23 protein-coding genes are annotated in these 25577 nt (G+C 41.7%); 16 read left to right on the forward strand and 7 right to left on the reverse strand.

Features of this window, described 5'->3' with window-relative positions:
- Positions 1-126 precede the first annotated feature (126 nt).
- Complete coding sequence (locus CSV77_RS12020) at positions 127-450, reverse strand: YbjQ family protein (RefSeq protein WP_099635762.1); 324 nt, start codon at positions 448-450, stop codon at positions 127-129.
- A 227-nt stretch (positions 451-677) separates the two neighbouring features.
- Between CSV77_RS12020 and putP the strand changes: the two genes are divergently transcribed.
- Positions 678-2159, forward strand: a complete 1482-nt coding sequence (gene putP, locus CSV77_RS12025) for a sodium/proline symporter PutP (protein WP_099673612.1) — start codon at positions 678-680, stop codon at positions 2157-2159.
- A 61-nt stretch (positions 2160-2220) separates the two neighbouring features.
- Here the strand turns inward: putP and CSV77_RS12030 are convergent, their stop codons facing one another.
- The gene (locus CSV77_RS12030; protein ID WP_158232073.1) at positions 2221-4449 is read right to left on the reverse strand and encodes an S-layer homology domain-containing protein; all 2229 of its coding nucleotides are present in this window, start codon (positions 4447-4449) and stop codon (positions 2221-2223) included.
- Between the two features lie 146 nt (positions 4450-4595).
- Here CSV77_RS12030 and CSV77_RS12035 point away from each other — a divergent pair, with 146 nt between their 5' ends.
- The gene (locus CSV77_RS12035) at positions 4596-5780 is read left to right on the forward strand and encodes a MalY/PatB family protein (RefSeq protein ID WP_099673614.1); all 1185 of its coding nucleotides are present in this window, start codon (positions 4596-4598) and stop codon (positions 5778-5780) included.
- 56 nt (positions 5781-5836) lie between these two features.
- Here CSV77_RS12035 and CSV77_RS12040 read toward each other — a convergent pair whose 3' ends face one another.
- Positions 5837-7033: a class I SAM-dependent methyltransferase gene (locus CSV77_RS12040; RefSeq protein WP_099673615.1), complete on the reverse strand. Its 1197-nt coding sequence runs from the start codon at positions 7031-7033 to the stop codon at positions 5837-5839.
- A 22-nt stretch (positions 7034-7055) separates the two neighbouring features.
- Positions 7056-7787, reverse strand: a complete 732-nt coding sequence (gene nfsA / locus CSV77_RS12045) for an oxygen-insensitive NADPH nitroreductase (RefSeq protein WP_099632427.1) — start codon at positions 7785-7787, stop codon at positions 7056-7058.
- A gap of 203 nt (positions 7788-7990) precedes the next feature.
- On the opposite strand from nfsA, the gene CSV77_RS12050 reads away from it, so the two are divergent.
- From CSV77_RS12050 to CSV77_RS12100, 11 genes are all read left to right on the forward strand, one after another.
- A complete protein-coding gene (locus tag CSV77_RS12050; RefSeq protein WP_158232074.1) occupies positions 7991-8257 on the forward strand; it encodes a VOC family protein in 267 nt (88 codons plus the stop codon).
- 74 nt (positions 8258-8331) lie between these two features.
- The gene (gene hflX / locus CSV77_RS12055; RefSeq protein WP_099673617.1) at positions 8332-9600 is read left to right on the forward strand and encodes a GTPase HflX; all 1269 of its coding nucleotides are present in this window, start codon (positions 8332-8334) and stop codon (positions 9598-9600) included.
- Between the two features lie 590 nt (positions 9601-10190).
- Entirely contained in the window at positions 10191-11141 is a 951-nt protein-coding gene (locus CSV77_RS12060) for an ABC transporter permease (protein ID WP_099673618.1), read from the forward strand.
- On the forward strand, positions 11134-12084 hold the full coding sequence (locus tag CSV77_RS12065) for an iron chelate uptake ABC transporter family permease subunit (RefSeq protein ID WP_099673619.1): 951 nt from the start codon (positions 11134-11136) through the stop codon (positions 12082-12084). Before CSV77_RS12060 ends, CSV77_RS12065 begins: the two co-directional genes overlap by 8 nt.
- Complete coding sequence (locus tag CSV77_RS12070) at positions 12081-12842, forward strand: iron ABC transporter ATP-binding protein (RefSeq protein ID WP_099632432.1); 762 nt, start codon at positions 12081-12083, stop codon at positions 12840-12842. The genes CSV77_RS12065 and CSV77_RS12070 overlap by 4 nt, the downstream gene beginning before the upstream one ends.
- Positions 12843-12875: 33 nt before the next feature.
- On the forward strand, positions 12876-13838 hold the full coding sequence (locus CSV77_RS12075) for a siderophore ABC transporter substrate-binding protein (protein ID WP_099673620.1): 963 nt from the start codon (positions 12876-12878) through the stop codon (positions 13836-13838).
- Between the two features lie 461 nt (positions 13839-14299).
- Positions 14300-15442: an MFS transporter gene (locus CSV77_RS12080; RefSeq protein ID WP_199203747.1), complete on the forward strand. Its 1143-nt coding sequence runs from the start codon at positions 14300-14302 to the stop codon at positions 15440-15442.
- Between the two features lie 108 nt (positions 15443-15550).
- Positions 15551-16213, forward strand: coding sequence for a uracil-DNA glycosylase (locus tag CSV77_RS12085; protein ID WP_099673622.1), 663 nt, complete (start codon positions 15551-15553; stop codon positions 16211-16213).
- Positions 16214-16233: 20 nt separating this feature from the next.
- Positions 16234-17970 carry an ABC transporter ATP-binding protein gene (locus CSV77_RS12090; RefSeq protein WP_099673623.1) on the forward strand — a complete coding sequence of 579 codons (1737 nt, stop codon included), beginning with the start codon at positions 16234-16236 and terminating at the stop codon, positions 17968-17970.
- A gap of 21 nt (positions 17971-17991) precedes the next feature.
- The gene (locus CSV77_RS12095) at positions 17992-18588 is read left to right on the forward strand and encodes a DNA-3-methyladenine glycosylase (protein ID WP_099673624.1); all 597 of its coding nucleotides are present in this window, start codon (positions 17992-17994) and stop codon (positions 18586-18588) included.
- Between the two features lie 51 nt (positions 18589-18639).
- Positions 18640-19689, forward strand: a complete 1050-nt coding sequence (locus CSV77_RS12100) for a YkvI family membrane protein (protein WP_099673625.1) — start codon at positions 18640-18642, stop codon at positions 19687-19689.
- A gap of 39 nt (positions 19690-19728) precedes the next feature.
- Here the strand turns inward: CSV77_RS12100 and hmpA are convergent, their stop codons facing one another.
- A complete protein-coding gene (gene hmpA / locus CSV77_RS12105) occupies positions 19729-20940 on the reverse strand; it encodes an NO-inducible flavohemoprotein (protein WP_369802768.1) in 1212 nt (403 codons plus the stop codon).
- 190 nt (positions 20941-21130) lie between these two features.
- Between hmpA and CSV77_RS12110 the strand changes: the two genes are divergently transcribed.
- Positions 21131-21577, forward strand: a complete 447-nt coding sequence (locus CSV77_RS12110; RefSeq protein WP_099673627.1) for an RrF2 family transcriptional regulator — start codon at positions 21131-21133, stop codon at positions 21575-21577.
- A 52-nt stretch (positions 21578-21629) separates the two neighbouring features.
- Positions 21630-22556, forward strand: a complete 927-nt coding sequence (locus CSV77_RS12115; RefSeq protein WP_099673628.1) for a manganese-dependent inorganic pyrophosphatase — start codon at positions 21630-21632, stop codon at positions 22554-22556.
- 50 nt (positions 22557-22606) lie between these two features.
- Here the strand turns inward: CSV77_RS12115 and CSV77_RS12120 are convergent, their stop codons facing one another.
- Positions 22607-23986 (reverse strand): FAD-dependent oxidoreductase, encoded by a 1380-nt coding sequence (locus tag CSV77_RS12120; RefSeq protein ID WP_099673629.1) that lies wholly within the window; start codon positions 23984-23986, stop codon positions 22607-22609.
- Between the two features lie 99 nt (positions 23987-24085).
- On the opposite strand from CSV77_RS12120, the gene CSV77_RS12125 reads away from it, so the two are divergent.
- A complete protein-coding gene (locus CSV77_RS12125) occupies positions 24086-24781 on the forward strand; it encodes a DsbA family oxidoreductase (protein WP_099673630.1) in 696 nt (231 codons plus the stop codon).
- Positions 24782-24960: 179 nt separating this feature from the next.
- On the opposite strand, the gene CSV77_RS12130 is transcribed toward CSV77_RS12125, so the two are convergent.
- Positions 24961-25476, reverse strand: a complete 516-nt coding sequence (locus tag CSV77_RS12130) for a YceI family protein (protein ID WP_158232075.1) — start codon at positions 25474-25476, stop codon at positions 24961-24963.
- Positions 25477-25577 lie beyond the last annotated feature (101 nt).

Below are 25577 nucleotides of genomic sequence, written 5' to 3' on the forward strand. Positions count from 1 at the left end.
ATTAAAAGCGGAGCGTTAAGAGCATGTATTTGCACTTAGCGACGAGGAGGCTCAAGCGCGCCTTTTGTAGCGTAGGGGAACGGACAGTATTTTAAGTTATGTCCCAGCCTCTTTTCGTGGATTTGATTACTCCCCGTCGCGATACGTAACGGCTGTACCGGTTGCGATACACATCATCATGCCTTCACGTACCATTTCGAAATCTAAGTCTATACCAATGACAGCGTTCGCTCCCATAGCACTCGCTTTCTGAGACATTTCATCCATTGCTGTTTGACGTGCTTCCGTTAGTTTGCTTTCATAGGCAGCACTGCGTCCACCTACAATATCGGTGACAGATGCAAAAATATCCCTGACGATATTTGCCCCCATAATGGTTTCCCCTGATACAATCCCGTGATACGTTTCAATTGTCCGACCTTGCAGCATATTAGTTGTCGTGTGTAACATTTGATCTCCCCCTTTTTTTATATACGTTACAATAGAAAGAATGGTTTCAATATATGCGTAGAATATGTAAAGTACGTTACGTTAAGTTGCTGTGTCAAATGGTGTAATTTCCCGGGGAATACTGTATGAAAAAATAGTTCTATTCTACGAATCGCCAAAAAAATGTTCAAAGTGTGCTATCCATAAGGTAGTATAAGTATATTGATAGTAAGAAAGGAGATGATTATATGACGGAGCAAATGTACCAACTCGTTTCTATTGTCGTCTATATGATAGCCATGCTGCTAATCGGTTGGTATGCATTCAAACGCACATCGAATCTAACGGATTATATGTTAGGTGGACGGTCGCTCGGACCAGCAGTCACCGCATTAAGTGCGGGAGCTTCTGATATGTCGGGTTGGCTATTGATGGGGTTGCCGGGTGCTATTTATCTAAGTGGACTGGGTGAAGCCTGGATTGCAATTGGTTTGACATTGGGTGCCTATTTAAACTGGTTATATGTCGCACCACGTTTACGTGCATATACGCAAGTTTCAAATAACTCCATCACGATCCCGAGTTTCTTGGATAACAGGTTAAAAGATACATCCCGCTTATTGAGAGTGGCTTCAGGCATTATTATTTTAGTGTTTTTCACGTTCTATGTATCTTCAGGTATGGTAGCCGGCGGGAAGTTCTTCCAAAGTTCATTTGGACTTGAGTATCATACGGGTCTGATTATTGTATCGGTGGTAGTTCTGGCTTATACATTGTTTGGTGGATTCTTGGCAGTTAGTTATACGGATTTTGTACAAGGCTTGATTATGTTTTTGGCACTGATTTTAGTTCCGTTGTTCGGGATTTTTATCACAGGTGGTTTCTCTGAAACGGCAGCGAGTATACGTGAAGTGGATCCGGCACTGCTGAACCTTGTGTCAGGTGTTAGTGTTGTCACCATAATCTCCTCGCTTGCATGGGGACTTGGTTATTTTGGACAGCCGCATATCATCGTCCGTTTCATGGCGATCAAGTCAGTGAAAGAGACGAAGAGTGCTAGACGGATTGGTATTGGTTGGATGATGCTAAGTTTGTTTGGTGCCATTGCTACTGCATTAATTGGTATCGCGTATTTTCAACAAAACGGCGCGGACTTGGCGGATCCAGAAACGGTCTTTATCGTTCTTGGACAAATTATTTTTCATCCGTTGATTGCAGGCATCATGTTAGCGGCGGTATTGGCGGCTATTATGAGTACGATATCTTCACAATTGATCGTGACATCGTCTGCTTTAATTGAAGACTTGTATAAAGCGGTTTTCAAAACAAATGCTACAGATAGTCACTACGTATTTTTAGGGCGTTTAGCTGTTCTCGTCGTGACGATCATCGCAATGGTACTCGCTTGGCCGAATAAAGAATCTGTATTGAAATTGGTTTCATTCGCTTGGGCAGGTTTCGGCGGGGCGTTTGGTCCTATTATTCTCTTGTCATTATACTGGAGAAAGCTAACAGCTAAAGGGGCATTGTTCGGTATGATTATTGGTGCTGTAACGGTAGGTGTTTGGGGAAGTATCGATTTCCTGCACGACACATTGTATGAAATTGTTCCTGGATTTGTGCTTTGCCTTATTGTTGCGGTATTGGTCAGCAAGGCAACGTATAAACAAGACCCTGTTATTGAAAGAGAATACGATGACACATTGGAATTACTTGAAAAAGAGATGTGAAAAAGGAGCTATCCATTGCGCAATATGCAATGGATAGCTCTCTTTTCCCTGTCTATATCATTTATAACGCGTCCGTCACTTCGTCGCCATCGGGCAGATACTCGTATAATCCAATTTTCTTCAAGCCTTTTTTAATCTTCGTCGTATAGCCGAGTTTTTCACTTGATAGGAAATTGGCCTTCGAAATAATTAGTTGCTTAAGTGTAGGTAAGTAAATTGGATCGATTTGTTGCCAAAGTTGATAGGAGTCTATCAAGTCTTCCAGCGTTAAATGTTTATAATCATCGCCCTCAAAAGTGGATTCCGGAGAAATCTTGTACCAAATATCTCCATTGTCGCGAATCCATTTGTCTTTTTGATAGACAATGGCTCGCTGGATATTGCGCGCGGTGTGAAGATATTGCCAATCCCCGAACGCCTGGTAAGACATGAGTAAAATATTCATACCACCGAGTGCATGATTCATGGATGTATGGGTAGTGACTTTCTGTTTGATTGGAAAGTAGTCAGCAATGTAATAAGCATCACTAGCTACTCGAATAATATTGCCTTTTCGTTGCTGGGATACGAGAAGGTCAGCATAATCGCGCAGTGGTTCATTTGCAGAAGGAATTCCAAACTCATCGCCGCTATTATAATAGAATAAAGCAATTTGTTCATTGAAACGCGTATCAATAAAGGGTGCGTGAATGTCATATAAGTTTTTAAGATACGTACTGGTTACTTCTGTTTCCCAGTAGTCTTTGTCCTCTTTAAAGTTTTTCAAGTTGACGAAAGCGTTATAGACTAAATTCTCAAAATAACGTCCTTTATTTTCGTGATAAAGCGTCAATGCGCGATCTTCTTTTAACATCAATAAATTACGACCATAGTTTTGACCTGTAACGGGCATCGGTTCTGTTGAGTCAGCCAATTTATTATATGAACCTTCAGCTGTGTACCACTTATTGCGCTTCTTGTGGTTCTGACTTGTTTCTCTCATCCACTTGAATAGATCATCTTTTGAATTAAACAATTGCTCATCAGAATCTACATACCAGTGATCCACTATCTCCCCTGTATTAGCTTGTAGTGTATAGGATGATAAAAGCGTTTTACCGGCTAACGCATAGGAGAAATTCTCTCGCTCTCCAAGAAGTTCACGCGAAACACTTTCTTCATCATTATCATAGCGAAGTGATAATTGTTTGGATTGATAGGCCTGTCCAATCATTCGTTCTTCCACAGTACCGTCCGTCTTGATGAAGCGCAGCAAGCCTGTTGGATAAGTTGTCATATCCGCATCCGCCAAATCTAGATTCTCACGCATGAGTGGATAGCGATCATAGCGGAATAGATCAAACCGTTCGATATCGTGTTCTTTTTGAAGTACTTCCACCTTTATAGATTTGTCAGTTGGATTCGTTAGTTCCGAGAATACAAATACATCTTTGTTAGGCAATTCACGAACTGTCAATTTGATTTCAGCGCCTTCTTTTCCGACAGCATATGTATACGCACTATCGCGTGAAAACCCATAATTAGTTTGTGTAAAGTCTTTGTATGCAAATGTTTCCTCAGAGCGCAAATAAAGAGGGTGAGTATTGAATGGTACACTTCCTAAATAAGTCTCGGGGACGCTTTTACTATAGTGACCGGACTCTTCTGGAGTGGAAAGAGTAAACTGCTTCGGTTGTTTAATACGATTAGTTTCCACTAGTATCCGATGCAATGCTTTTGAAAAATATGCTCTTGATACGATCGAGTCACCGTATTGAAGAAACTCCTCCGCTTGAGGAAACGTGTAAACGGGAATATTTCTTAATGTAACTCTATCCGAACTAGAAGGCCAACTAGTGGCTAATATTTTACCGAAGTCCTTTTCCATATCAAAAGCCGTAATGAATGAGTTCCAGAGTTCTGTTTTCGTCAATGGTTCATCAAAGCCGAAAAAACCTCGTCTGCTTGGTTGAATCCATCCATTTTCGACCGCAGTCAAAGCAAAACGTCCTTTATCCGATCCCCAGGCAATATCTGAAAAACCATAGGATTTATCAATAAATTTTGATCCAAAGATTTTAGATAAAGAAACAGCGGCCTGTCCCTTTGTTAGCGGTGTTTCAGGATGGAACTGCATATCAAAATTGCCTGTAATGATTTTCATTTCATCCAGCTGCATGATTTCATTTTTTGCCCAGTGATGATCCGGGACATCTATATATTTTACATCTGTCGTTTGTGCGCTGACAGACTGTATGGAACCAATGAAAAGTAATGCTAGTAAAAGTGTTACAGTATTCCATTTTCTCACTTTCATGACCTCCAACTAAATGTTGCTTCAATACTCTAGTATACCCCAAAATAATTCATAACGACAACGGAGGAAGCAAAAGGGGACATATGATACAATCGGAATAGAATGACAGCTATGAAATCGATAAAAGTGGAGGTTTCTATATGAATAAAGAAGAGTTTTTGGAACGTTATGCTATTGATCGGAAGGGTACGAACTCGCTGAAGTGGGACAAGCTTGAGGAACGTTTTGGAGATGCAGATTTACTTGCGGCCTGGGTAGCGGATATGGAGTTTAAGGCTCCAGAGCAAGTGATAGAAGCGTTGAAGGAAAAAGTGGACTTTGGGGTGTTCGGCTATACATATGCACCTGATTCCTATTTAGAAGCATTCATTAATTGGGAACGTGAGCATCATGGATATGAAGTGAAAGAGGAATGGATGCGTTTTTCAACAGGTGTCGTGACGGCGCTATACTGGTTTGTTAATGCCTTTACAAAACCTACGGATGCAGTGATTATCCTGTCTCCGGTCTATTATCCTTTCGCCAACGCAGTGAAAGATACTGGCCGCACACTGATAAGCAGTGAGCTCATTAATACGGCGGGTATTTACACGATTGATTTTGAAGACTTTGAGAAGCAAATAGTTGAGAATAACGTAAAATTATTCATTCATTGTACACCCCATAATCCCGTTGGTCGTGTGTGGACAGCAGAGGAAGCGGAGAAGCTTCTGTCGATCTGTGAAAAGCATGACGTTTTAGTAGTGTCGGACGAGATCCATCATGATATGACGTTTGGTGATCACACACATATACCCTCCGCAATCGTTGCTGAAAGGAAGTACTCTGAGCGTGTCATTACCGTAACTTCTGCTTCCAAAACATTCAACTTGGCGGGCTTGTTGACATCACAGATCATAATTGAAAATGAAGCGTTGCTAGAGCAGTTCGATACGTTTGTGAAATCTGTTAGTCAAACAGAAGTAAATATGCTAGGGATGACGGCTGCAGAGGCGGCTTATAATCATGGTACAGACTGGCTTGAAGGATTGCGAGAGGTCGTTAAATCGAATGAACGCTATGCGGTCGAACAGTTCGCAGAGCATGCGCCCAAGTTAATCGTAACGCCGTTGGAAGGGACGTACTTATTGTGGATCGACTTGCGTGCACATATCCAACCAGACGGTGTAAAAGAATTTGTTCAAGATACATGTAAACTGGCAATCGACTACGGAGAGTGGTTTGGGGAAAACTCGAAAGGCTTCATTCGTTTAAATCTCGGAACGAAACCGCACTATATTAAGCAGGCAGTGGATAGCATCATTGAGCATTTGCCACAATCTTAAGATATATAAAAAGATCGCCGCATTGTCGTAATAGGACGTTGCGGCGATCTTTTTCGTTATGATAGGGTCTGATTGTCATGTGCTGGTAGAAAACTTAGCAAATGCTTCAGTTCATTTTCCAAGAAAGGCTTCGCCTGCAACATATTCCTGAATGCTGCGTAACGATCAATTTGCTCGGGAGTTGGCTTTTTATCATTTCGATAGGCACGTATCAAGATGTTCTTCGGTGTATGCTCCATATCGATGAACTCCACAAGTTGTGATTCATAGCCAACTAATGACAGCAGCTCAGCGCGGATGGAATCAGTTGCAAGTGCAGCAAAACGTTCTTTCACTAATCCATGTTGCAACATGATGTCGAGTGCAGGGGATTGAACTTGTGAAAACAGCTCATGCTGACAACAAGGAACAGAAAGGATGACTGAAGCTCCCCAGTTGACTGCTTTAGCCAATGCCATATCTGTTGCCACGTCACATGCGTGAAGTGTGACGACCATATCGACTGCAGTATCTCCATCATATTCATTAATATCGCCTACTAGAAACTCTAGCTGATCGTATTGCAAATCCTGTGCAATTTCCTGGCATTCTTCAATGACTTCTTTCTTTAGATCTAATCCCGTTACTCGAATATCGAGGCCTTTTTCGATTCGCAAGTAATGATACAGTGCGAACGTCAAATAAGATTTACCTGATCCGAAATCCAGTATACGAATCGGACGGTCGTTCGGCAAGTGTGAAAGGGTATCATCAATCAGTTCAAGAAAGCGATTAATCTGACGAAACTTATCATGTTTTTGGTTTTTGACCTTACCTTCCGGTGTTTGAACGCCGAGACGAATGAGAAATGGGTAAGGTGTACCTTCATGCAAAGCGTAATTCTTCGTCCGATTATGCGCATAGTCGACTGTCTTTTCCGTATCGAGAAAAATTCGTTTGATCGACATTTTCATCTTCTTGGATAGTTGAATCTGCATCGTTTCATCTGATAAATCAACATGGAATTGCTTAAAGTTTTCCAAAGCGTCATGCAATGGTTGCGCCACGTCTTCAAGTGCCACATTAACATGTTTGAGAATACGTTCATGCTGATATTCAAATTGAATATAAAATTGACCTTTTAGTTCAAGTGGCTTTAATTTAATTCGTTTCACATCATTGGATTTCATTCGTGGTCCGCTAATTGTGGCACGGATGAATGTTCCATCTGTCATGCGTCGCTGGAGTAGTTCCAGCACGTCATCTACTGACATCGTTTGACACTCCTGTCTTTCTTCAGTTCAATAGGAATCCTTGTTTTTGTAAGAAAGCCTCGAGATCCGTTCTTCTTGGCGTCTCAAGGAAATCCGCCATTTCTTTCGTCCACATCGCATCACGCTGATTGGTATCACGACTCGCATAGTATTCTTTCATTATTTCGTCATATGCTGGCAATAGATCCTTATACTGATCTTCGTTATACGTGTTTTCATGCAAGACGGCTTCTACAGGTAAACGTGGCTTGACCTCATTGGATTCATTTGGAACTCCGATGGACAATCCAAATAGAGGCACAACGCCTTTTGGCAATTCCAGTACTTCTGAGATTTCTTCCATTGCATTTCGTACACCGCCGATATAGCAAATACCGTAGCCTTTTGATTCGGCAGCAATGACGACATTTTGTGAGAATAGACCAACGTCGATTGCACCAACTAGCACATTCTCCGCTACTGTATAGTCAATTTCTTGACTATGTAAACGGGCGGCGTGAGATAATCGGTTATAGTCCATACAAAATACTAATACTGCGCCGGCTGTATAGAATTGACGGCGATTCTTGGATAGTTCGGCCAACTGACCACGTTTTTCCGTGTCCGTTACATACATTACGGTACATGCTTGCACAAAGTGAGAACTGGCTGCGTGTTGACCCGCTTTAATTAGTTCAATCACTGTCTCTCTTGAAATCGGTTCATCCTTATAACGTCGAACCGATGAGTGAGATTTTAATAAATCGATTACCATACAATCCCTCCGCATTCGTTTTCATCAGGACATATATCTCCCTGAAACTCTTCTTTTATCCTACACTATTCTGACCTTTCGGGAAACACTGAAGCTTATTTTGACTGTAGCTGATCTCATACTAAGAAAGGTAGAGAACACGATTGATAGGACAGGTTTGATATGATAGAAGAAAATCATCTATTTAGGAGGGCATGCTTACTATGAAACTCGACCACCTTGTCTATTTCACTCAGGATGATCCACACAGCATAGTCATGGAACAACGTGCAAAAGGTAATCGGGCAGCAGTTCTAGGACAGCATGAAAGCTTTGGAACAGCGAATGCGTTATTGTATGCTGACAATGTATATATCGAATGGCTAACTGTAGAAGACGAAGACAAAGACAAAGCCAGAATCGCGGCAACGGATCTGCCGCTTATTGCACAATACTTTCATGGTCAGCAAACTGGAGACGGTTGGCAATGATTCATTTCACCACGAACGGTTAGCAAACAGAACGTAGGGTAAACTATATATAAAGATGTCAGGGGGATGCTAGCATGGATGTGTTAATTGAAAAGGCCATAATAGTTGGCGTGCACGAACAGAAGGATTTGCACTTTGAATATGCGATGGAAGAATTAAAGAACTTGGCGGAAGCAATCGATGTGGAAGTCCTAGGTGAAGTGACACAGAATTTAGAACGGAAAAATCCATCTACTTATATTGGAAAAGGCAAGATTGATGAAATCCGTAGTGTATATGAGGAATCTGAAGCGAATTTACTCATCTTCAATGATGAATTATCGCCTTCCCAATTGCGAAATCTGGAGAGAGATCTAGAATGTAAAATCATTGATCGTACTATGCTTATATTGGATATTTTTGCGAGACGGGCACGCAATCGAGAGGCGCAGATGCAAGTTGAATTGGCGCAACTGCAATATACATTGCCGAGACTTGTTGGACTTCGGGCTTCACTCAGTAGGCAAGGTGGCGGAACAGGAGGCGGCTTACAGAATAAAGGAGCCGGTGAAACGAAGCTTGAGCTCGACCGTCGGAAAATCGAAGATCAGATTGCGAAACTTCGCCGAGAACTCGAGCATGTGAGTGATCAACGTGAAACACAGCGAAAACAGCGTGTCAGAAGCGGCATACCTGTTGTATCGATCGTGGGTTATACAAACGCTGGGAAATCCACGTTGATGAATCGATTGTTGCAATATACGGATGTAGATGAATCCAAAGAAGTTAGTGAAAAAGATATGTTGTTCGCAACGCTTGAAACCGCTGTAAGAAAAATCAAACTGCAAGATAAAAAAGAATTTATTTTAACGGATACCGTAGGGTTCGTTTCCAAACTCCCTCACCATCTTGTCCAAGCATTCCGTTCGACACTAGAAGAAGCTAAGAATGCTGACTTACTGTTGCATGTTGTGGATGTTTCCGACGAAGAACATGGCCATATGATGGATGTTACCAACGAAACACTAGGAGATATTGGCGTAAAAAGTATCCCTACTATCAACATATATAATAAATCGGACTTGACCGAAATCTCCTATCCGCGTGTAAAGGATCAGAGTATTTGGATGTCAGCTGGCGAAAATAAAGGTATCCCTGAATTGCTAACTTTAATCCAACAAAACTTATTTCGACAATATGTCACGTGTAAATTAATGATTCCATACGACCGTGGGGAAATCGTTGCCCATCTCAATGAAAATGCTTCGATTAAAGATACGGCATACGAAGAAGAAGGAACATTGATGACTGTGGAAATGCCCGAAAGTGAATGTGAACGTCTTCAAGAATTCATTTTAAAGTGAACGTAAAAAAAGGCTGCATGCGCAATGCATGCAGCCAAATCCTTTTATCTTTATAAGAAGAGAAAGGGGGTGGGATGCTTCTAGTATGCCCGAATTACAAAATTCTAAAACTTTTAATAAAAATAAGAAAAAAGGCTTAATATACTTTTCTTTATGCACAGTAATTATATAAAGACCTTCTTCACAAAGGACTTTGACATGGATATGATTATGACCATGGACGAGCAAGGTAAGAAAGTTACAGTCACATAGAGAATTAAGGGTATTGTGACAAAGATTAATGAAATTGATGAAATTAAAGTACCGAAAGAAATAATGGATAGCGCTCAAGAAATGGATCAAGGGATAAATCAGCAGTAAATGAATTCACCGTTTTCCGTATCATATGGAAAATGGTTTTTTCGTATGATTCCATATAGTTAAATAACGTTACTTAAGTCTTGTAATGGTTAATTTCCAAAAAGTATTGATAACGATTTTCATTTAGATATTGACATCATATGTTAAACGGAGTAATGTTGTTCTTGAGCGAATGATAATCATTTTCATTTAAGTGAGAAATGCTCAAATATTCGATATCGGAGTTCTTCATGAAGAAACGTTACTTAATTACAGCAGTTATACTTTTATCACTTCTCTCGCTGTTTGTCGGTGCAAGCCGAATCACACCAGCGGACCTATTGGATTGGCGTTCTGAAGCAACAGAAATATTCTTGATTAGTCGAGTTCCTCGATTAGTCGCGATAGTACTTGCAGGCGCAGGTATGAGTATTGCAGGTTTGATTATGCAACAACTAAGCCGCAATAAGTTTGTATCTCCAACCACGGCGGGAACGTTGGATGCGACTAAACTGGGAATCTTAGTGTCTATGTTGATATTTACCAACGCAACACTATTAGAGAAAATGGCGGTATCGTTCACATTCGCCTTACTAGGCACTTTCTTGTTTATGCAAATTCTTGACCGTATTAAGTTTAAAGATGCGATCTTCATTCCCCTTGTTGGATTGATGTTTGGAAATATCCTTTCTTCCATCGCCACATTTTTTGCATTTAAAGCAAACGTGATTCAGAATATGTCTGCTTGGCTTCAAGGAGATTTTTCCATGATCATGAAAGGCCGTTATGAGCTTTTGTATATTAGTATACCTGTGTTGATCATTACATATTTATATGCGAATCGATTTACGGTGGCGGGTATGGGAGAAGACTTTTCCAAGAACTTAGGACTCGCTTACAAGAGTATCGTCAATATCGGGTTGATCTTAGTCGCATTAATTACGACAACCGTTGTATTGACGGTAGGATTAATTCCTTTCCTAGGGTTAATCATTCCGAACATCGTCTCGATTTTTAAAGGAGACCATCTACAAAAGACGTTGCCGCATACTGCATTGCTAGGCGCGATCTTCCTCCTTATCTGTGACATTCTAGGCAGGGTTATTATCTTCCCTTATGAAATCTCGATCAGTTTAATGGTCGGTGTCATAGGAAGCGCAATCTTCCTGTTCTTGTTGTTTAGGGGGAAAGCCTATGCGTAATTCAACGAAGCTACTGATTTTATTAACATTCTCATTAGTATGTTGCGGTTTATATCTATTCCAAGACTTGAACGGCAGCTATGACTATGCACTTCCCAGAAGAGCGGTCAAAGTGGTGGCGATGATCTTAACAGGTGTGGCAGTGGCATACTCTACAGTTATTTTCCAGACGATCACGCATAACCGTATCTTAACGCCAAGTATCATGGGGTTGGATTCGCTTTATATCCTGCTGCAAACCGTTTTAATTTTCTTTTTCGGATCGACTTCATTTGTACTGATCAACCAGCAATTTAACTTCATGCTGTCTGTTGGTGCGATGATAGTGTTCGCCTTGCTGCTCTATCACTTCTTATTCGGTAAAGGGAACCGGCCGATCTATTTCTTATTATTAGTCGGTATCATCGTCGGTACATTCTTTGGAAGTATTTCGACATTCCTGCAAGTAATGATTGATCCGAATGAATTCTTGCGTGTGCAAGATAAGATGTTTGCGAGTTTCAACAATATCAATGGAGATCTCGTTTGGTGGGCATTGGCGATATTAGTCATCACACTTCTGATTGGTTGGCGCTATATCAATGAACTCGATGTTTTATCATTAGGACGGGATACAGCAATTAATCTAGGTGTGCCCTACCAGTCGGTCGTCAAAATCATGTTGATTTTATCGGCAGTACTAATTGCGGTGTCCACGGCACTTGTAGGCCCGATTACATTCTTCGGGTTGATCGTAGCCAATTTGTCTTACCAATTCTTCAACACGTTCAAGCACTCGGTGTTAATTGCCGGCGCGGCGTTGATGAGTGTCATTGCATTGGTTGGTGGACAATGGATTGTTGAACGTTTATTTTCTTTCTCGACCACACTCAGTGTGATCATTAACTTTGTCGGTGGCATTTACTTTATCTACTTATTATTAAAGGAGAGTCGATCTTCATGATCCAAGTTCGTGAGCTAACGAAGTTTTACGGAAAAAAAGCAGTCGTCGAAAAGGTCAGTGTAAATATTCACCGTGGAAAAATCACATCATTCATTGGACCGAACGGGGCTGGTAAATCTACTCTTCTATCGATGGTAAGTCGATTAATGGATGCTGACACGGGCGAAGTATTGCTCGACAAAGGTAAAGTGAAAGACATGAAATCCAATGACTTCGCTAAACGCGTCGCGATTTTAAAGCAATCCAACTTCATGAATGTCAAACTTACCATTCGCGAACTTGTTTCGTTCGGTCGTTTCCCGCACTGTAAGGGCCGTCTTCAGGAAGAAGATGAGCGGATGGTGGATCAGGCGTTGGAATATATGGGCCTGACAAACATGCAAGAAGCCTATTTGGATGAATTATCCGGCGGTCAGCGTCAACGAGCTTTCATTGCCATGACGATTGCACAAGACACCGATTATATTTTACTCGATGAACCACTGAATAACTTGGACATGAAACACTCTGTGCAAATTATGAAAATCTTGCGTCAGCTTGTTGATGAACTTGGCAAAACGGTGGTCATCGTCTTGCATGACATCAATTTTGCCTCTGTCTATTCAGACCGCATCGTGGCGTTGAAGAACGGAAAAGTCGTCAAGGACGGAGTAACAAACGATATTATCACCTCCGAATCATTACGCGAAATTTATGATATGGAAATTCCGATTCAACAAATGAAGGATTGCCGTATTTGTGTGTATTTTAACTCTTAAAATAAACTATAAAAAGTGAGGAATTATACTGAAATGAAGAAACTTACTCTATCATTATTCGCAGTGATCTTAATGCTTGCACTGGCTGCTTGTGGCGGTGCAAAAGACGAAGAAAAACCTGCAGACAATGCAACACCTGAAGACAAGCCAGCTGAAGAAAGCACAGAAATAACAGTTACACATGAACTTGGTGAAACAACACTTGAAAAGAACCCTGAAAAGGTAGTAGTTTTTGACTTTGGAACATTGGATACATTGGATGAGCTAGGAATTGAAGTGGCAGGTCTTCCACAATCAAACGTACCGGGTTACCTTTCTAAATACGAAGATAAAAAGTATGAGAATCTTGGTAGTTTGAAAGAGCCTGACTTTGAAGCAATCAATGCAATGAAGCCAGATGTGATCTTCATCTCTGCACGTCAAACAGACTTGTATGATCAGTTATCTGAAATCGCTCCAACAATCTACATGGGTGTTGATACATCTAACTACATGGAATCTTTCAAAGAGAACATGGATAAAATCGCTACAATCTTCGACAAAGAAGAGGAAATGAACACTGAATTAGCAGACGTAGATGCTAGCATCGAAGGAATCAAAACTAAAACTGAAGGCATCGACAGCACTGCATTGATCATCCTGGCAACTGAAGGGAAAGTAAGTGCATACGGCCCAAGCTCGCGTTTCGGACTAGTTCATGACGTATTTGGTTTTAAACCTGCTGATGAAAAAATTGAAGTTTCTACACACGGACAAAATATTACATTTGAATACATCTTAGAAACGAACCCAGATATTCTCTTCGTGATCGACCGTGACGCAGCCATCGGTAACGGCGCAACAGCGAAAGATTCTGTTGAAAACGATCTTGTGAAGAAAACAAACGCATTCAAGAACGACAAAATGGTTTATTTGAACGGTGAATACTGGTACCTATCTGGTGGCGGACTTCAATCGATCAAAGAAATGATCAAAGAAGTAGAAGCTGGCCTATAAGAACGAATGAAATCCCGGGGGACTCTGTCTTCTGGGATTTTTGTATTCACATAATTATTCTTTAGCTTTAATTTATGGATTGCGCTCAATAAACTTTGTGGAGCGCTCTATCCCGTTCGCTCACCGCTCAAAGCGGTGGCCGTCGCGCTCTATCCCGTTCGCTCACCGCTCAAAGTGGTAGTCGTCGCGCTCTATCCCGTTCGCTCACCGCTCAAAGCCGTGGCCTTCCCGCTCAATCCCGTTCGCACTCCGCTCAAAACCACAGCCGTCCCGCTCAATAACTACACCAACAAACAACATCCCAAAATATCCACTAAACAAAACTAGTCAAATACCATTAAAAAGTGCTATAATGACACCTGTAAAGACATATAAAGATTGCACAATAGAAAGGTAGAAGCCCCGTGAAAAAGAAAGAAATCTCACGAAATAAATTACTAGGAATCGCAGGTACTGGCTGGATGTTCGATGCAATGGATGTTGGAATTCTGTCATTCGTCATTGCTGCATTAGCTGTAGATTGGAATCTGACTTCATCTGAGATGGGCTGGATCGGTAGCATTAACTCCATCGGTATGGCGATAGGTGCATTCGGATTCGGTTTATTGGCGGACCGAATTGGACGTAAGCAAGTATTTATGATGACATTGGTTTTATTTTCAGTTGCCAGCGGCTTATCCGCTTTGACGACGACGTTATGGGCGTTTTTAGCCTTACGCTTCTTAGTAGGAGCAGGGTTGGGTGGGGAGTTGCCTGTTGCCTCTACATTGGTTGCGGAAAGCGTATCCGCAAAAGAGCGGGGACGTGTAGTGGTGTTACTTGAAAGCTTCTGGGCGGCGGGCTGGCTCTTAGCGGCTTTAATAGCGTATTTCATTATCCCGGAATTCGGTTGGAGAGTAGCACTGATCATCACGGCACTACCGGCATTTTATGCGATTTACTTACGACGTAATTTACCCGACTCCAAGAAGTTTGTAGAGCAAGAAAAAATATCACAAACGACAGGACAGAAACTAAAGCAATTACTGGCGCCAGCATTTAGAAAACGGACCGTTATGCTGTGGATCGTATGGTTTGCGGTGGTCTTCTCGTATTACGGCATGTTCCTTTGGCTACCAAGCGTCATGGTGATCAAAGGCTTCAGTTTAATCAAAAGCTTTGGCTATGTATTATTGATGACCATAGCACAGTTACCAGGTTATTTCAGTGCCGCTTGGCTAATTGAACGCATGGGACGAAAATTCGTCCTCGCAACCTATTTATTCGGAACGGCACTCAGTGCTCTAGCTTTCGGTAATGCGGAGACATTGACTACATTGATGGTCGCAGGTGCGTTTCTATCCTTCTTTAACTTGGGTGCTTGGGGAGCGCTCTATGCGTATTCGCCGGAACAATATCCTACCGCTATTCGAGCGACAGGCTCTGGAGTGTCAGCAGCGGTCGGGCGTGTGGGAGGGATTTTCGGACCGCTCCTCGTTGGTTCACTGTTAACAGCTGGATACGGTTTCGGAGTCATTTTTGGTATTTTCTGTGCAGCCATCATGGTAGGTGTACTAGCTGTCATTTTCCTTGGAACAGAAACGAAACAAACTGAGTTAACATAGTGTAAAATAAGTCGTTTCCATTTTATATAAATGGGAGCGGCTTTTTCGATGGCTAACATTTTTTATTCGGTAGTAAAACCTTTATAATTACAGAAAGGAGTGAATGCAATGTTTCGTGTACCAGATGAAATTGCGCGTATAGCTTTAGAACGTAGCGAGGGATTTCCAGTGGAAGGATTTGTCCACGGAGAAGGGCCGCAATCACCAACACTTTTGCTGATTGGTGAAGCACCGGGGGAACACGAAGCGATCCATGGTGTTCCGTTCATCGGTCGCGCAGGTGATGAATTAATGAAATCTCTTGCATCGATTGGGCTAACACGTGAAGATGTCTATATGACGAGTTCGTTCCGCAGTAGACCGTACAAATGGGGAACGAGGAAAGAACGGGATGGTAGTTTGACGGAACGAAAGTATAATCGTCCACCGACACAAAAAGAGCAATTGGCTCATGCACAGGTCCTTGATTTTGAAGTAGCCAACCTTAAACCGAAGCTTATCGTGACACTCGGCAATATTGGTCTGCAGCGATTGCTAGGTAAACATGCGAAGGTCACGGCTCTTCATGGACAAGTACTAACGCAACCTGTGCAATATTTAGCGAAATTGGAAGATAAACAATATAGTCTAACAGATGAATCGTACACTATCATACCGACATTCCATCCAGCATCCGTCTTTTATCGCCCATCCCATAGACCTGATCTGGAAGCCGATTGGCACCGGATTGGTGAATATCTCCAAGGGGAAATGCGGTATCCGTTTGAATAAGGTAGAAATGAGGAAGCATTATGAATGCTCAAGTAAAACCTAAAGGATCCGTTAAAAACTTTATGAGTTTAGTCAAGACATTGCGTTGGCCGGTAGCCGTAACCATCATTGCCCTGGTGCTATCTTTTGTTGAAACGGTTGCCGGTCTTGCTGTACCATTAATCACTAAAGATTTGGTGGACTCATTCACAAGTGAACTATTGAACTGGAAGACGGGCATATTCCTGCTCGTTTTATTTGTGGTACAAGCAATTGCCGGTGGCTTTTCCTATTATATGCTTGCTTTTATTGGCGAGACGGTAGTTGCGGACTTGCGCAATCAATTATGGCAAAAAGTATTGCGTTTACCTGTGCCATATTTTGATCGGAATGAAACTGGAGAAACGATGAGTCGCGTTACGCAGGATACAACCGTATTAAAGTCACTTGTCTCAGAGCATCTAGTATCGTTCATCTCGGGGCTAATTTCGATTATTGGAGCAGTTATTATTTTATTGGTACTCGATTGGAAGATGACGATCATCATGTTGATTAGTGTGCCGGTTAGTATGGCGATCTTGTATCCGCTTGGTCGCTTAATGCACAAAGTAGCAAAAGCCACACAGGCTGAAATGGCAAAGTTTTCGGGACATCTTGGCCGTGTGCTTGGCGATATCCGGTTAGTGAAAGCATACCGCGCAGAACCTACTGAAGGAGAGAAGGGTAAAGTTGCTATTCAATCATTATTTCGATATGGGTTGAAAGAAGCAAAAATTCAAGCTGTTATTTCACCTATCATGATGTTGACAATGATGGGTATCCTAGTAGTGATTCTTGGGTATGGAGGAGCGCAAGTGGCAAGAGGAGCGTTATCAGCGGGAACACTGGTTGCAATTATTTTCTTGCTATTTCAGATCATTGTACCGGTCGCGCAAATGGCTCGATTTTTCACTTCGTTCCAAAAAGCAGTAGGGGCAACAGAAAGAATTCAAGAAATTTTACAAATGGATTCTGAACCCGCAGGCGGTGAACATACATCGGAACAGGAAGGTGCCATCGCATTTTCAAATGTTCATTTTTCGTATGAAGAGGGAAGGGATGTAGTGAACGGAATTACATTCACTGCAGAGCGAGGAACTGTAACGGCATTCATCGGACCAAGCGGCGGAGGAAAGACAACAATCTTCTCATTGGTGGAGAGATTTTATCAACCAACTTCGGGAGAAATACGTTTTGGAGTAGATTCGATCCAAGAGATCCCGTTATCTGATTGGCGCCAGCGTATAGGCTATGTTTCACAAGAAAGCCCATTATTAAGCGGAACGATCTTAGATAACATTGCGTACGGTTTAAAAAAGAGACCGCCTCTTGAACAAGTCATTGAAGCTGCAAGAGCTGCCAATGCGTATACATTCATAAAAGATATGCCGGATCAGTTCGATACCATGGTTGGGGAGCGCGGCATGAAGTTGTCTGGCGGTCAGCGCCAACGTATTGCCATCGCACGTGCTTTATTGCATAACCCCGAGATTCTGTTATTGGATGAAGCTACGTCAAATTTGGATAGCGGTTCGGAAACGCATGTACAAGAAGCATTACGCCATTTGATGCTAGGTAGAACAACGCTAATTATTGCACATCGATTGGCAACCGTATTGCACGCAGATCAATTACTGTTCTTAGAAAATGGTCAGATTACTGGTAGAGGAAATCACACGGAATTATTGAAGACACATGATCTCTATCGTGAATTCGCAGAAGGACAAGGATTAGTATGAAAACTGAAGGGAGAAGGTAGTATGTATGAACCGATTAGTTCATCTTTCTATAATGTACCTGTACTAGAGCTTGCCCGTAATTTAGTCGGTCAATATATTGTCCATGAGCAACCCGAAGGACTATCAGTAGTTAGAATTGTGGAAACTGAAGCGTATCACGGGGCTGAAGATCGCGCAGCACATAGTTTTGGTAATCGTAGAACGAAGCGTACAGAAATCATGTTTGGCAAGCCAGGATCCGTATATACATATCAAATGCATACCCACACACTAATGAATGTCGTCTGTGCACAAGAGGGTACACCGCATGCTGTGTTACTGCGGGCGGGTGAACCAATAGAAGGAGTAAGTCATATGCAACAACGCCGTGGCATACACATTAAAAAAGAAACCGATCTTACAAATGGACCCGGAAAGCTTTCTAAGGCTCTCGGGGTGACGATGTCATATTACGGTCATCATTGGACACAGAAGCCTCTCTACATAGCTGAAGGCTTTCCTCAGGCTGAAATAGAAGCGGGTCCACGGGTAGGGATTGGCAACACGGGTGAAGCTGTGCATTATCCTTGGCGTTTCTATGAAAAAGACAACCCGTTCGTCTCAAAATATAGAAAATAAATTAATGAACGTCTCACATGTATTTGGTTAGAGAGAAGAATAGGGGAAATTATGAAGAAGATATTGAAAATGGGTAGTGCGTTTATTGGAATTATCGTAGGGGCAGGATTTGCATCCGGTAATGAAATCATGACGTATTTTACGAGTTTCGGCTACTTAGGCATGATTAGCGCAGTAATTTGTACGGCGCTCTTCGCTTACTTAGGCATGACATTGACGCGTCTTGGAAGTCGATTGCGAACAACTTCACATAAAGACGTGATTTACAAAATCAGTGGACGCTTTCTAGGCGTAATAGTGGATGGTGTTATCATCTTTACACTATTTGGTGTAGGTGTAGTGATGCTAGCGGGTGCGGGTGCCAACTTACATCAGCAATTTGGCTTGCCGACCTTTGTAGGTAGTTTACTGATGATTGTTTTGGTGTTCTTGACGATATTATTAAACGTAGATAAAGTGGTTGCTGTAATCGGCAGTGTGACACCGTTTTTAATTATTACAGTAGTTGTCGTCTCTGTTTACAGTATTGTCACGATGGATACAACTTTCGCGGTCCTTGATCCTGTTGCAAAAGCAGTGCCAACGACATTGCCTAATTGGTTCATATCCGCAATTAATTATGTGTCATTTAATATTGCGGTAGGTGCTTCGATGACTATTGTCATGGGAGGGGCGGAAAAAGATGAAAAGATTGCGGCGCGAGGTGGATTCGTAGGTGGTCTTGGATTAGGTATTTTAATTCTGTTAAGTCATTTGGCGCTTTTTTCGCAAGTGGAAAATGTGGCAGGAACAGATCTACCGATGCTTGCCATCATCAATAATATTTCCCCAATCTTTGCAATCTTCATGGCGGTTATTTTATACGGTATGATCTTCAATACAGCAGTCAGTATGTTCTACGCGTTTGGTGCTCGATTCATCCAAAGTGGTACGATGAAGTTTAAGTTATTCGTAGCGTGTTCACTAGTAATTGGCTATGCATTAAGTTTTCTAGGATTCACAAATTTGGTTAATACACTGTATCCGGTTGTCGGCTACTTAGGTTTGTTTTTAGTTGTGGCACTTCTTAGGGCTTCAATCCGTATGCCGAATAAAATATAAATATACCCCCGCGGGAAAATTCGCGGGGGTTGTTTGTGCTTAAACAGATTGTAATTGAAGAGCTACAGCTGGTCCGAAGAACTCGAAGTGAATTTTCTCTTCAGGAATACCCATGGCGTGAAGCTGTTGAAGAACGAACTCCATAAAGCCAGTTGGTCCACATACATAGACATCACTGCCTGCAATCACGTTTTCTTCTAAGAATTTACGTGTGAACATGCCGTCTCCCTCTTCTGAATAAAGCGCTTTGTACGTAGAGTTTGGCAGTTTAGCATTTAATTGCTCTAGTTTATTCGCAAATGCTTGTTGGCTGCGTGTACGTGCAGAGTGCAAGAATGCCACTTCACGTTCAGGAGACAAATCTGCGATAGTTGAATACATAGCTTTCATTGGTGTAATACCAACTCCACCGCTGATTAATGTGACAGGTGCTGTGCCAGTAGGATCTAGATAGAAGTCGCCTGCCGGTGCGCTCACTTCGACGATGTCGCCTACACTTGCATGTTCATGCAAGTAGCATGATACTACACCCTTTGGTGATAATGTATCTTCACGTTTAACCGAGATACGGAAAGTCTCGTCGTTTGATTTTTGAGACAAGCTGTACTGACGATTAACAATATTTTCCGTGCCTGGGATTTCCATGCGGATCGTAATGTATTGTCCTGGTAAGTAGTATGGCAATTTTTTACCGTCAACAGGTTTTAAGTAAAATGAAGTAATGACATCACTTTCTTCTACTTTGTCGACAATTTCAAAGTCTTTAAATAAGTGCCATCCACCATCAGCTTTTTCTGTATTCTCATACATATCTTTTTCTACACCAATGAAAGCGCCAGCGATTACGCCGTAAGCGGCTTCCCATGCATCCATAATTTCAGGCGTTGCTGCATCGCCAAGTACTTCTTTGATTGCTTTTAACAGATACTCTCCGACAATTGGATAATGTTCTGGCAAGATTCCAAGAGATACGTGCTTGTGCGCGATTTGTACAACCACCGGTAGAATGGCTTCTAGGTTATCGATATGTTGCGCTGCTGCGTATACTGTGTTTGCAAGGGCTGTCTGTTGACGACCTTGAGATTGGTTAGCATGGTTGAATATATCTAGTAATTCGGGATGAGCCACAAACATGTTTTTATAGAAAGCCGTAGTAATCGCTGTTCCGTGTTCCTCTAGTACTGGTACTGTGGATTTGATAACGTCGATAGTTTTTTGATCTAACATGGATAATGCACAACCTCTCCGTATTTGATATCTCTATCATAAATCATTTAGAATTCTAAAGCTATATATATAATACATGTTTAAAAATATACTGTGAAAGTTGTCACATTATATTCAATAATTAATCATGCTATTACGTGTAACAACCAGTGTCAATCCATGATTTTTCAATTGAAAATGCTATAATAATGAAAGAATAGAAAGTGGTGATATTATGCGTTTAACAATGTATACAGATTATTCGCTGCGTGTTCTGATTTTTTTAGCTTCCAAGCAATCGGATGAACTGTCCACAGTCCAAGAAATCTCGGATGCGTATCAAATCTCGAAAAATCACCTCACCAAGATAGTCCATGAATTAGGAAAACTGGAACTGATTGAAACCATTCGTGGTCGTGGTGGTGGAATCCGTCTCAGTGTAGATCCAACAAGCTTGAATGTAGGTGAACTAGTCCGGAAAACAGAAGACGATTTTCACTTAGTCGAATGTTTTGATCCCAGTAAGAATATGTGCGTGTTGTCTCAAGCCTGTCAGTTAAGGGGTGTGTTATACGAAGCGCTTCAAGCTTACTTCGCTGTGCTAGATCGTTACACGATTGCAGATTTCCTTCATAACAAGGAAGAAATACAATCTTTACTATTTCCCGCTAGTCAATCCTGAATAGTGTGTTAGAATATAGGTAGTAAACATAGTGAATTAGGAGGAATTAGATATGTCAAAAGTGTTAGTCATTGGGCATAAAAACCCGGATACAGATTCCATCGCATCAGCGATTACGTATGCCTATCTTAAACAACAAATCGGAATGGATGCAGAAGCTGTTCGACTAGGGAGTATTACGAAAGAAACAGCGTATGCGCTTGAAACTTTCGGTTTTGAAGCACCCCGCTTAATTGAAAGAGCAGCACCTGAAACATCTCAAGTCATCTTAGTTGACCACAACGAGAGACAACAAAGTGTGGATGACTTGGATGATGTACAAGTATTGGAAGTAATCGACCACCACCGCATCGCGAACTTCCAGACAAATGATCCATTGTATTATCGTGCAGAGCCAGTAGGCTGTACGGCAACGATCTTGAACAAATTATTCAAAGAGCATGGTGTTGAAATTCCGAAAAACATTGCCGGCTTAATGCTTTCGGCAATCGTATCGGATTCATTATTATTCAAATCGCCAACATTCACAGATCAAGACCAAGTAGCTGCTGAAGAACTAGCTGCAATTGCAGAAGTGGATGCTGCCGTCTACGGCTTGGACATGTTAAAAGCTGGAGCAGACTTAAGCTCTGTACCTGTAAAGGATTTGGCTAGTCTAGATTCGAAAGAATTTATATTTGGCGATGTGAAAATGGAAATTGCACAAGTAAATGCAGTGGACTTACAAGACATTCTGGGTCGACAAGATGAACTAGAAGCGGAGTTAAATGAAGTGATCGAACAAAAAGGGCTAGATTTATTCCTGTTTGTTGTGACGGATATCATCAATAGCGATTCCGTAATCATTGCGCTAGGAAAAGAAGCCGAACGTGCAGGATCTGCATTTAATGTAGCCTTCAATAATAATTCCGCTTTGTTAAAAGGTATTGTTTCACGTAAGAAGCAAATTGTGCCTGTATTGACTGAAGCACTTTCTTAATCAATAGACTGTCATGGAAATCGGTAACCCGATCTTCCATGACAGTTTTTTTATCCTAAATCCAGGGGCTGTGTGGCAGGACCTTCCAACACGGTTCCATCCGCCCGGAAACGTGATCCATGACACGGACAGTCCCACGTTTGGTCTCCTTTATTCCAACGGGTACGACATCCCATATGCGTACAAATCGGGGAGTCGGTCCGGGCGATATGTCCACCGGCAAATTCCTTTACGGTACGTCCGGCTAATAGTAAAGCACGGCTTGACATGGAGCCGAAATCTGTTCTGCTAGGAGAAAATAATTCGCTAGCGGCATTCGATCGACCGATAATCGCATCCGAAATAATTTCCGCGCAGGCTAAGGAATTAGATAGTCCCCATTTTCGATAGCCTGTACTAATGTAGACGTCCGGCGAAGAGTTTGAAATAGCTCCTGCATAAGGTACTAAATCAGGTGTGGACGGATCCTGTGCTGACCATTTGTAGACAACTTCAGGATGTCCCAATGTCGTTTTTATATCCTCCGTTAAGCTGTCGTAATGTAGCTGTGTTTCTTTTTCCGATCCAGCGGGATGAGACTGAGCGGCTAGCAACAAGTAAGACTGGTCATCGATCGTCGCTGTCCGTATCGAGCGTTTCGGCTCATCTACCGATATATATTGATGATCAAATAGAGTATCCGTTTTTGCCGCGGCGATATAGGAGCGCTGGACGTCCAGTTTGAGAATTTGCATGCCTTCTAGGGCTTCAATAGGATAATGTGAGCAGATAACTAGTTGTCGATAACTGACTACCTTAGATGAAGAGAGTTTGACAAAATAACGATCAGTATCTAGAGCAGCTACTTGTGCATGTTCAAATATACGTGCGCCTTCTTTCACAGCGAGTTGTGCTAATCGTTGTCCAAAACGCACTGGATGTATTTGTGCTTCGTCTTCAATCAGTAAAGTATGAGCGGTTTCAAATGGTAAGTAGGATGCATTACCTGCAAGTGTAAATGGAATCCCAATCGCTTCATAAGCTTTTTTCTCCGCAAGTAATCGTTCCGTACCTTCAGGTGTTTGAGAATATAGCGCGGAGTGTGCGGTTTGCAGTTGATCTGCTTTAGCGATGGATCGCGCGAAATCAATAGCTTGTTCATTTGCATTAAAATATTGTCTTGCGCTTTCCACACCAAACTGTTCAATCATGTCCGCGTAGACTAGATCATGTTGTGCGGTTAATTTACCTGTAGAATTTCCCGTTGCCCCATGAAGCAAACTGTTTTTTTCGAGCAATACGACGTCCTTTCCTTGTTTAGACAAAAAATATGCATTTGCTATGCCGCTCAGTCCGCCTCCGATGATTAACACATCGCAAGTTAAATCATCATCTACAGTTGGATAGGTAGACTTCGGATAAGCGGTGGCAAGCCATAAAGATTGATTCATTCCGACACCTCATTCTGTGAAATTATATAACCCAAGCATTAACATTGTTCCCAACTTTACCTGAATCTAAAATAGAGAATAGAAAGGTGGAGCAAAAATATGATAATTGAAGTATGGTCGGATTATGTTTGTCCGTTTTGCTACATTGGAAAAAGACGTTTAGAGCATGCATTGAAACAATTAGGGCTTGAGAAGAAATCGGAAGTTGTATTCAAGGCGTTTCAACTGGATCCGAATACGCCAGTAGCTTCAGACCAATCATTAGTAGACGGGTTAGCTAGTAAATTTAAAGTCACCAAACAAGAAGCAGAAAACATGATGAATAATATAAAAGAGCAAGCAAAAACCGTTAATCTTCACTATCAAGTGGATCGAATGAAAACGTCTAATACGCTCGATGCACACCGTCTAGTGAAATTTGCAGAGAAGCAAAATGTAGAGAAGGAAGTAACAGAGCGTCTAATGCATGGCTACTTCGTGAAAGGGGAGCGTATTGATACGGAAGAAGTACTCGTAGCGATTGCCACATCAGCTGGATTAGATGCAAAGAAAACGAAAGACATGCTTCATAGTGATGCTTTCGAGGGTGAAGTGAAAAAAGATATCGAAGAAGCACAGGAAATTGGTGTCCAAGGTGTGCCGTTCTTCGTAATTAATCGTAAATATGCTATAAGTGGAGCGCAGCCTACGGAAGCATTTGTTGAAGCGTTTGAAAAGATTGCTGAAGAAGAAGAGATGACAAAACCTAAGTTGCAAGTACTAGGCACAGATGACGATGGAGCTTGTGATATCTGAGGAAACAGTAAACTGAATAGATGAATGGTTCGATAGGACTGAAGAAAACTCTTAAGAATTAATGGGAGTTTTGTCTTCAGTTTTTTTCTTCATGGACTTCTAGTCTGTTTAAAATAGTACGTAAGTGAATTGTAAGTGGAATGCATTCCACTTGAATGTCGATCAACGGCACTTTCCTGTTAACCTTCGTTCTTGCAAATCACAACAGACATCTTGATATTAATAATATCTCCAACCATTACACCGCCAGCTTCTATTGCGCGGTTCCACATTAATCCGAAATCTTTTCGTTTGATTTCACCCTCGACGAGATACGTAGCACCAAATACGGTAACTTCTTGAGGAGTGATGCAGAATATGGCTCTTTTGCTCGTGTTTTTAACAGTCAAGTCACCGGACATTTGATATCTACCGTCTGTATCGTTGTAAATTGTGCGGGAAGAGAATATCATTTCGGGGAAAGTTTCGGCATCAAAAAAGTCCACGGAGCATAGATGTAGATCACGGTCTCTATTCTTTGTCTCAATTGAAGAAACAATTACTTGAAAACTAATTTTAGTTTTCGTCAAATCCGCTATGTTACCTTGTAATTCTCCTGAAAACTCTTCAAACGTTCCCGTGACAGTAGATACCATCATATGTGGAACGGAAAAGCCGACAGTGGATGCCGTGGGATCTACTTTCCATGTATTCACTTTCACTCCTCCTTATGGATATTTAATTAGCTAAACTGTAATTGAAAAAACACAAAAAGTCAAAATGAAAAACCTTGTCAAAAGGACTGATTGCAAGCATA

This window comes from Sporosarcina sp. P16b (genome assembly GCF_002743065.1).
In the GTDB taxonomy this organism is placed as follows: domain Bacteria; phylum Bacillota; class Bacilli; order Bacillales_A; family Planococcaceae; genus Sporosarcina.

Excerpts from the sequence above, each read along its gene's own strand:
- CSV77_RS12110 (WP_099673627.1), top strand. The coding sequence starts at position 21,131 with ATGCGTTTAACAATGTATACAGATTATTCGCTGCGTGTTCTGATTTTT.
- nfsA (WP_099632427.1), bottom strand. The coding sequence starts at position 7,787 with ATGGTAATCGATTTATTAAAATCTCACTCATCGGTTCGACGTTATAAG.
- CSV77_RS12095 (WP_099673624.1), top strand. The coding sequence starts at position 17,992 with ATGTATGAACCGATTAGTTCATCTTTCTATAATGTACCTGTACTAGAG.
- CSV77_RS12060 (WP_099673618.1), top strand. The coding sequence starts at position 10,191 with ATGAAGAAACGTTACTTAATTACAGCAGTTATACTTTTATCACTTCTC.
- putP (WP_099673612.1), top strand. The coding sequence starts at position 678 with ATGACGGAGCAAATGTACCAACTCGTTTCTATTGTCGTCTATATGATA.
- CSV77_RS12040 (WP_099673615.1), bottom strand. The coding sequence starts at position 7,033 with ATGTCAGTAGATGACGTGCTGGAACTACTCCAGCGACGCATGACAGAT.
- CSV77_RS12035 (WP_099673614.1), top strand. The coding sequence starts at position 4,596 with ATGAATAAAGAAGAGTTTTTGGAACGTTATGCTATTGATCGGAAGGGT.
- CSV77_RS12020 (WP_099635762.1), bottom strand. The coding sequence starts at position 450 with ATGTTACACACGACAACTAATATGCTGCAAGGTCGGACAATTGAAACG.
- CSV77_RS12075 (WP_099673620.1), top strand. The coding sequence starts at position 12,876 with ATGAAGAAACTTACTCTATCATTATTCGCAGTGATCTTAATGCTTGCA.
- CSV77_RS12120 (WP_099673629.1), bottom strand. The coding sequence starts at position 23,986 with ATGAATCAATCTTTATGGCTTGCCACCGCTTATCCGAAGTCTACCTAT.
- CSV77_RS12065 (WP_099673619.1), top strand. The coding sequence starts at position 11,134 with ATGCGTAATTCAACGAAGCTACTGATTTTATTAACATTCTCATTAGTA.
- CSV77_RS12115 (WP_099673628.1), top strand. The coding sequence starts at position 21,630 with ATGTCAAAAGTGTTAGTCATTGGGCATAAAAACCCGGATACAGATTCC.
- CSV77_RS12050 (WP_158232074.1), top strand. The coding sequence starts at position 7,991 with ATGAAACTCGACCACCTTGTCTATTTCACTCAGGATGATCCACACAGC.
- CSV77_RS12090 (WP_099673623.1), top strand. The coding sequence starts at position 16,234 with ATGAATGCTCAAGTAAAACCTAAAGGATCCGTTAAAAACTTTATGAGT.
- CSV77_RS12080 (WP_199203747.1), top strand. The coding sequence starts at position 14,300 with ATGTTCGATGCAATGGATGTTGGAATTCTGTCATTCGTCATTGCTGCA.
- CSV77_RS12100 (WP_099673625.1), top strand. The coding sequence starts at position 18,640 with ATGAAGAAGATATTGAAAATGGGTAGTGCGTTTATTGGAATTATCGTA.
- CSV77_RS12070 (WP_099632432.1), top strand. The coding sequence starts at position 12,081 with ATGATCCAAGTTCGTGAGCTAACGAAGTTTTACGGAAAAAAAGCAGTC.
- hflX (WP_099673617.1), top strand. The coding sequence starts at position 8,332 with ATGGATGTGTTAATTGAAAAGGCCATAATAGTTGGCGTGCACGAACAG.
- CSV77_RS12125 (WP_099673630.1), top strand. The coding sequence starts at position 24,086 with ATGATAATTGAAGTATGGTCGGATTATGTTTGTCCGTTTTGCTACATT.
- CSV77_RS12085 (WP_099673622.1), top strand. The coding sequence starts at position 15,551 with ATGTTTCGTGTACCAGATGAAATTGCGCGTATAGCTTTAGAACGTAGC.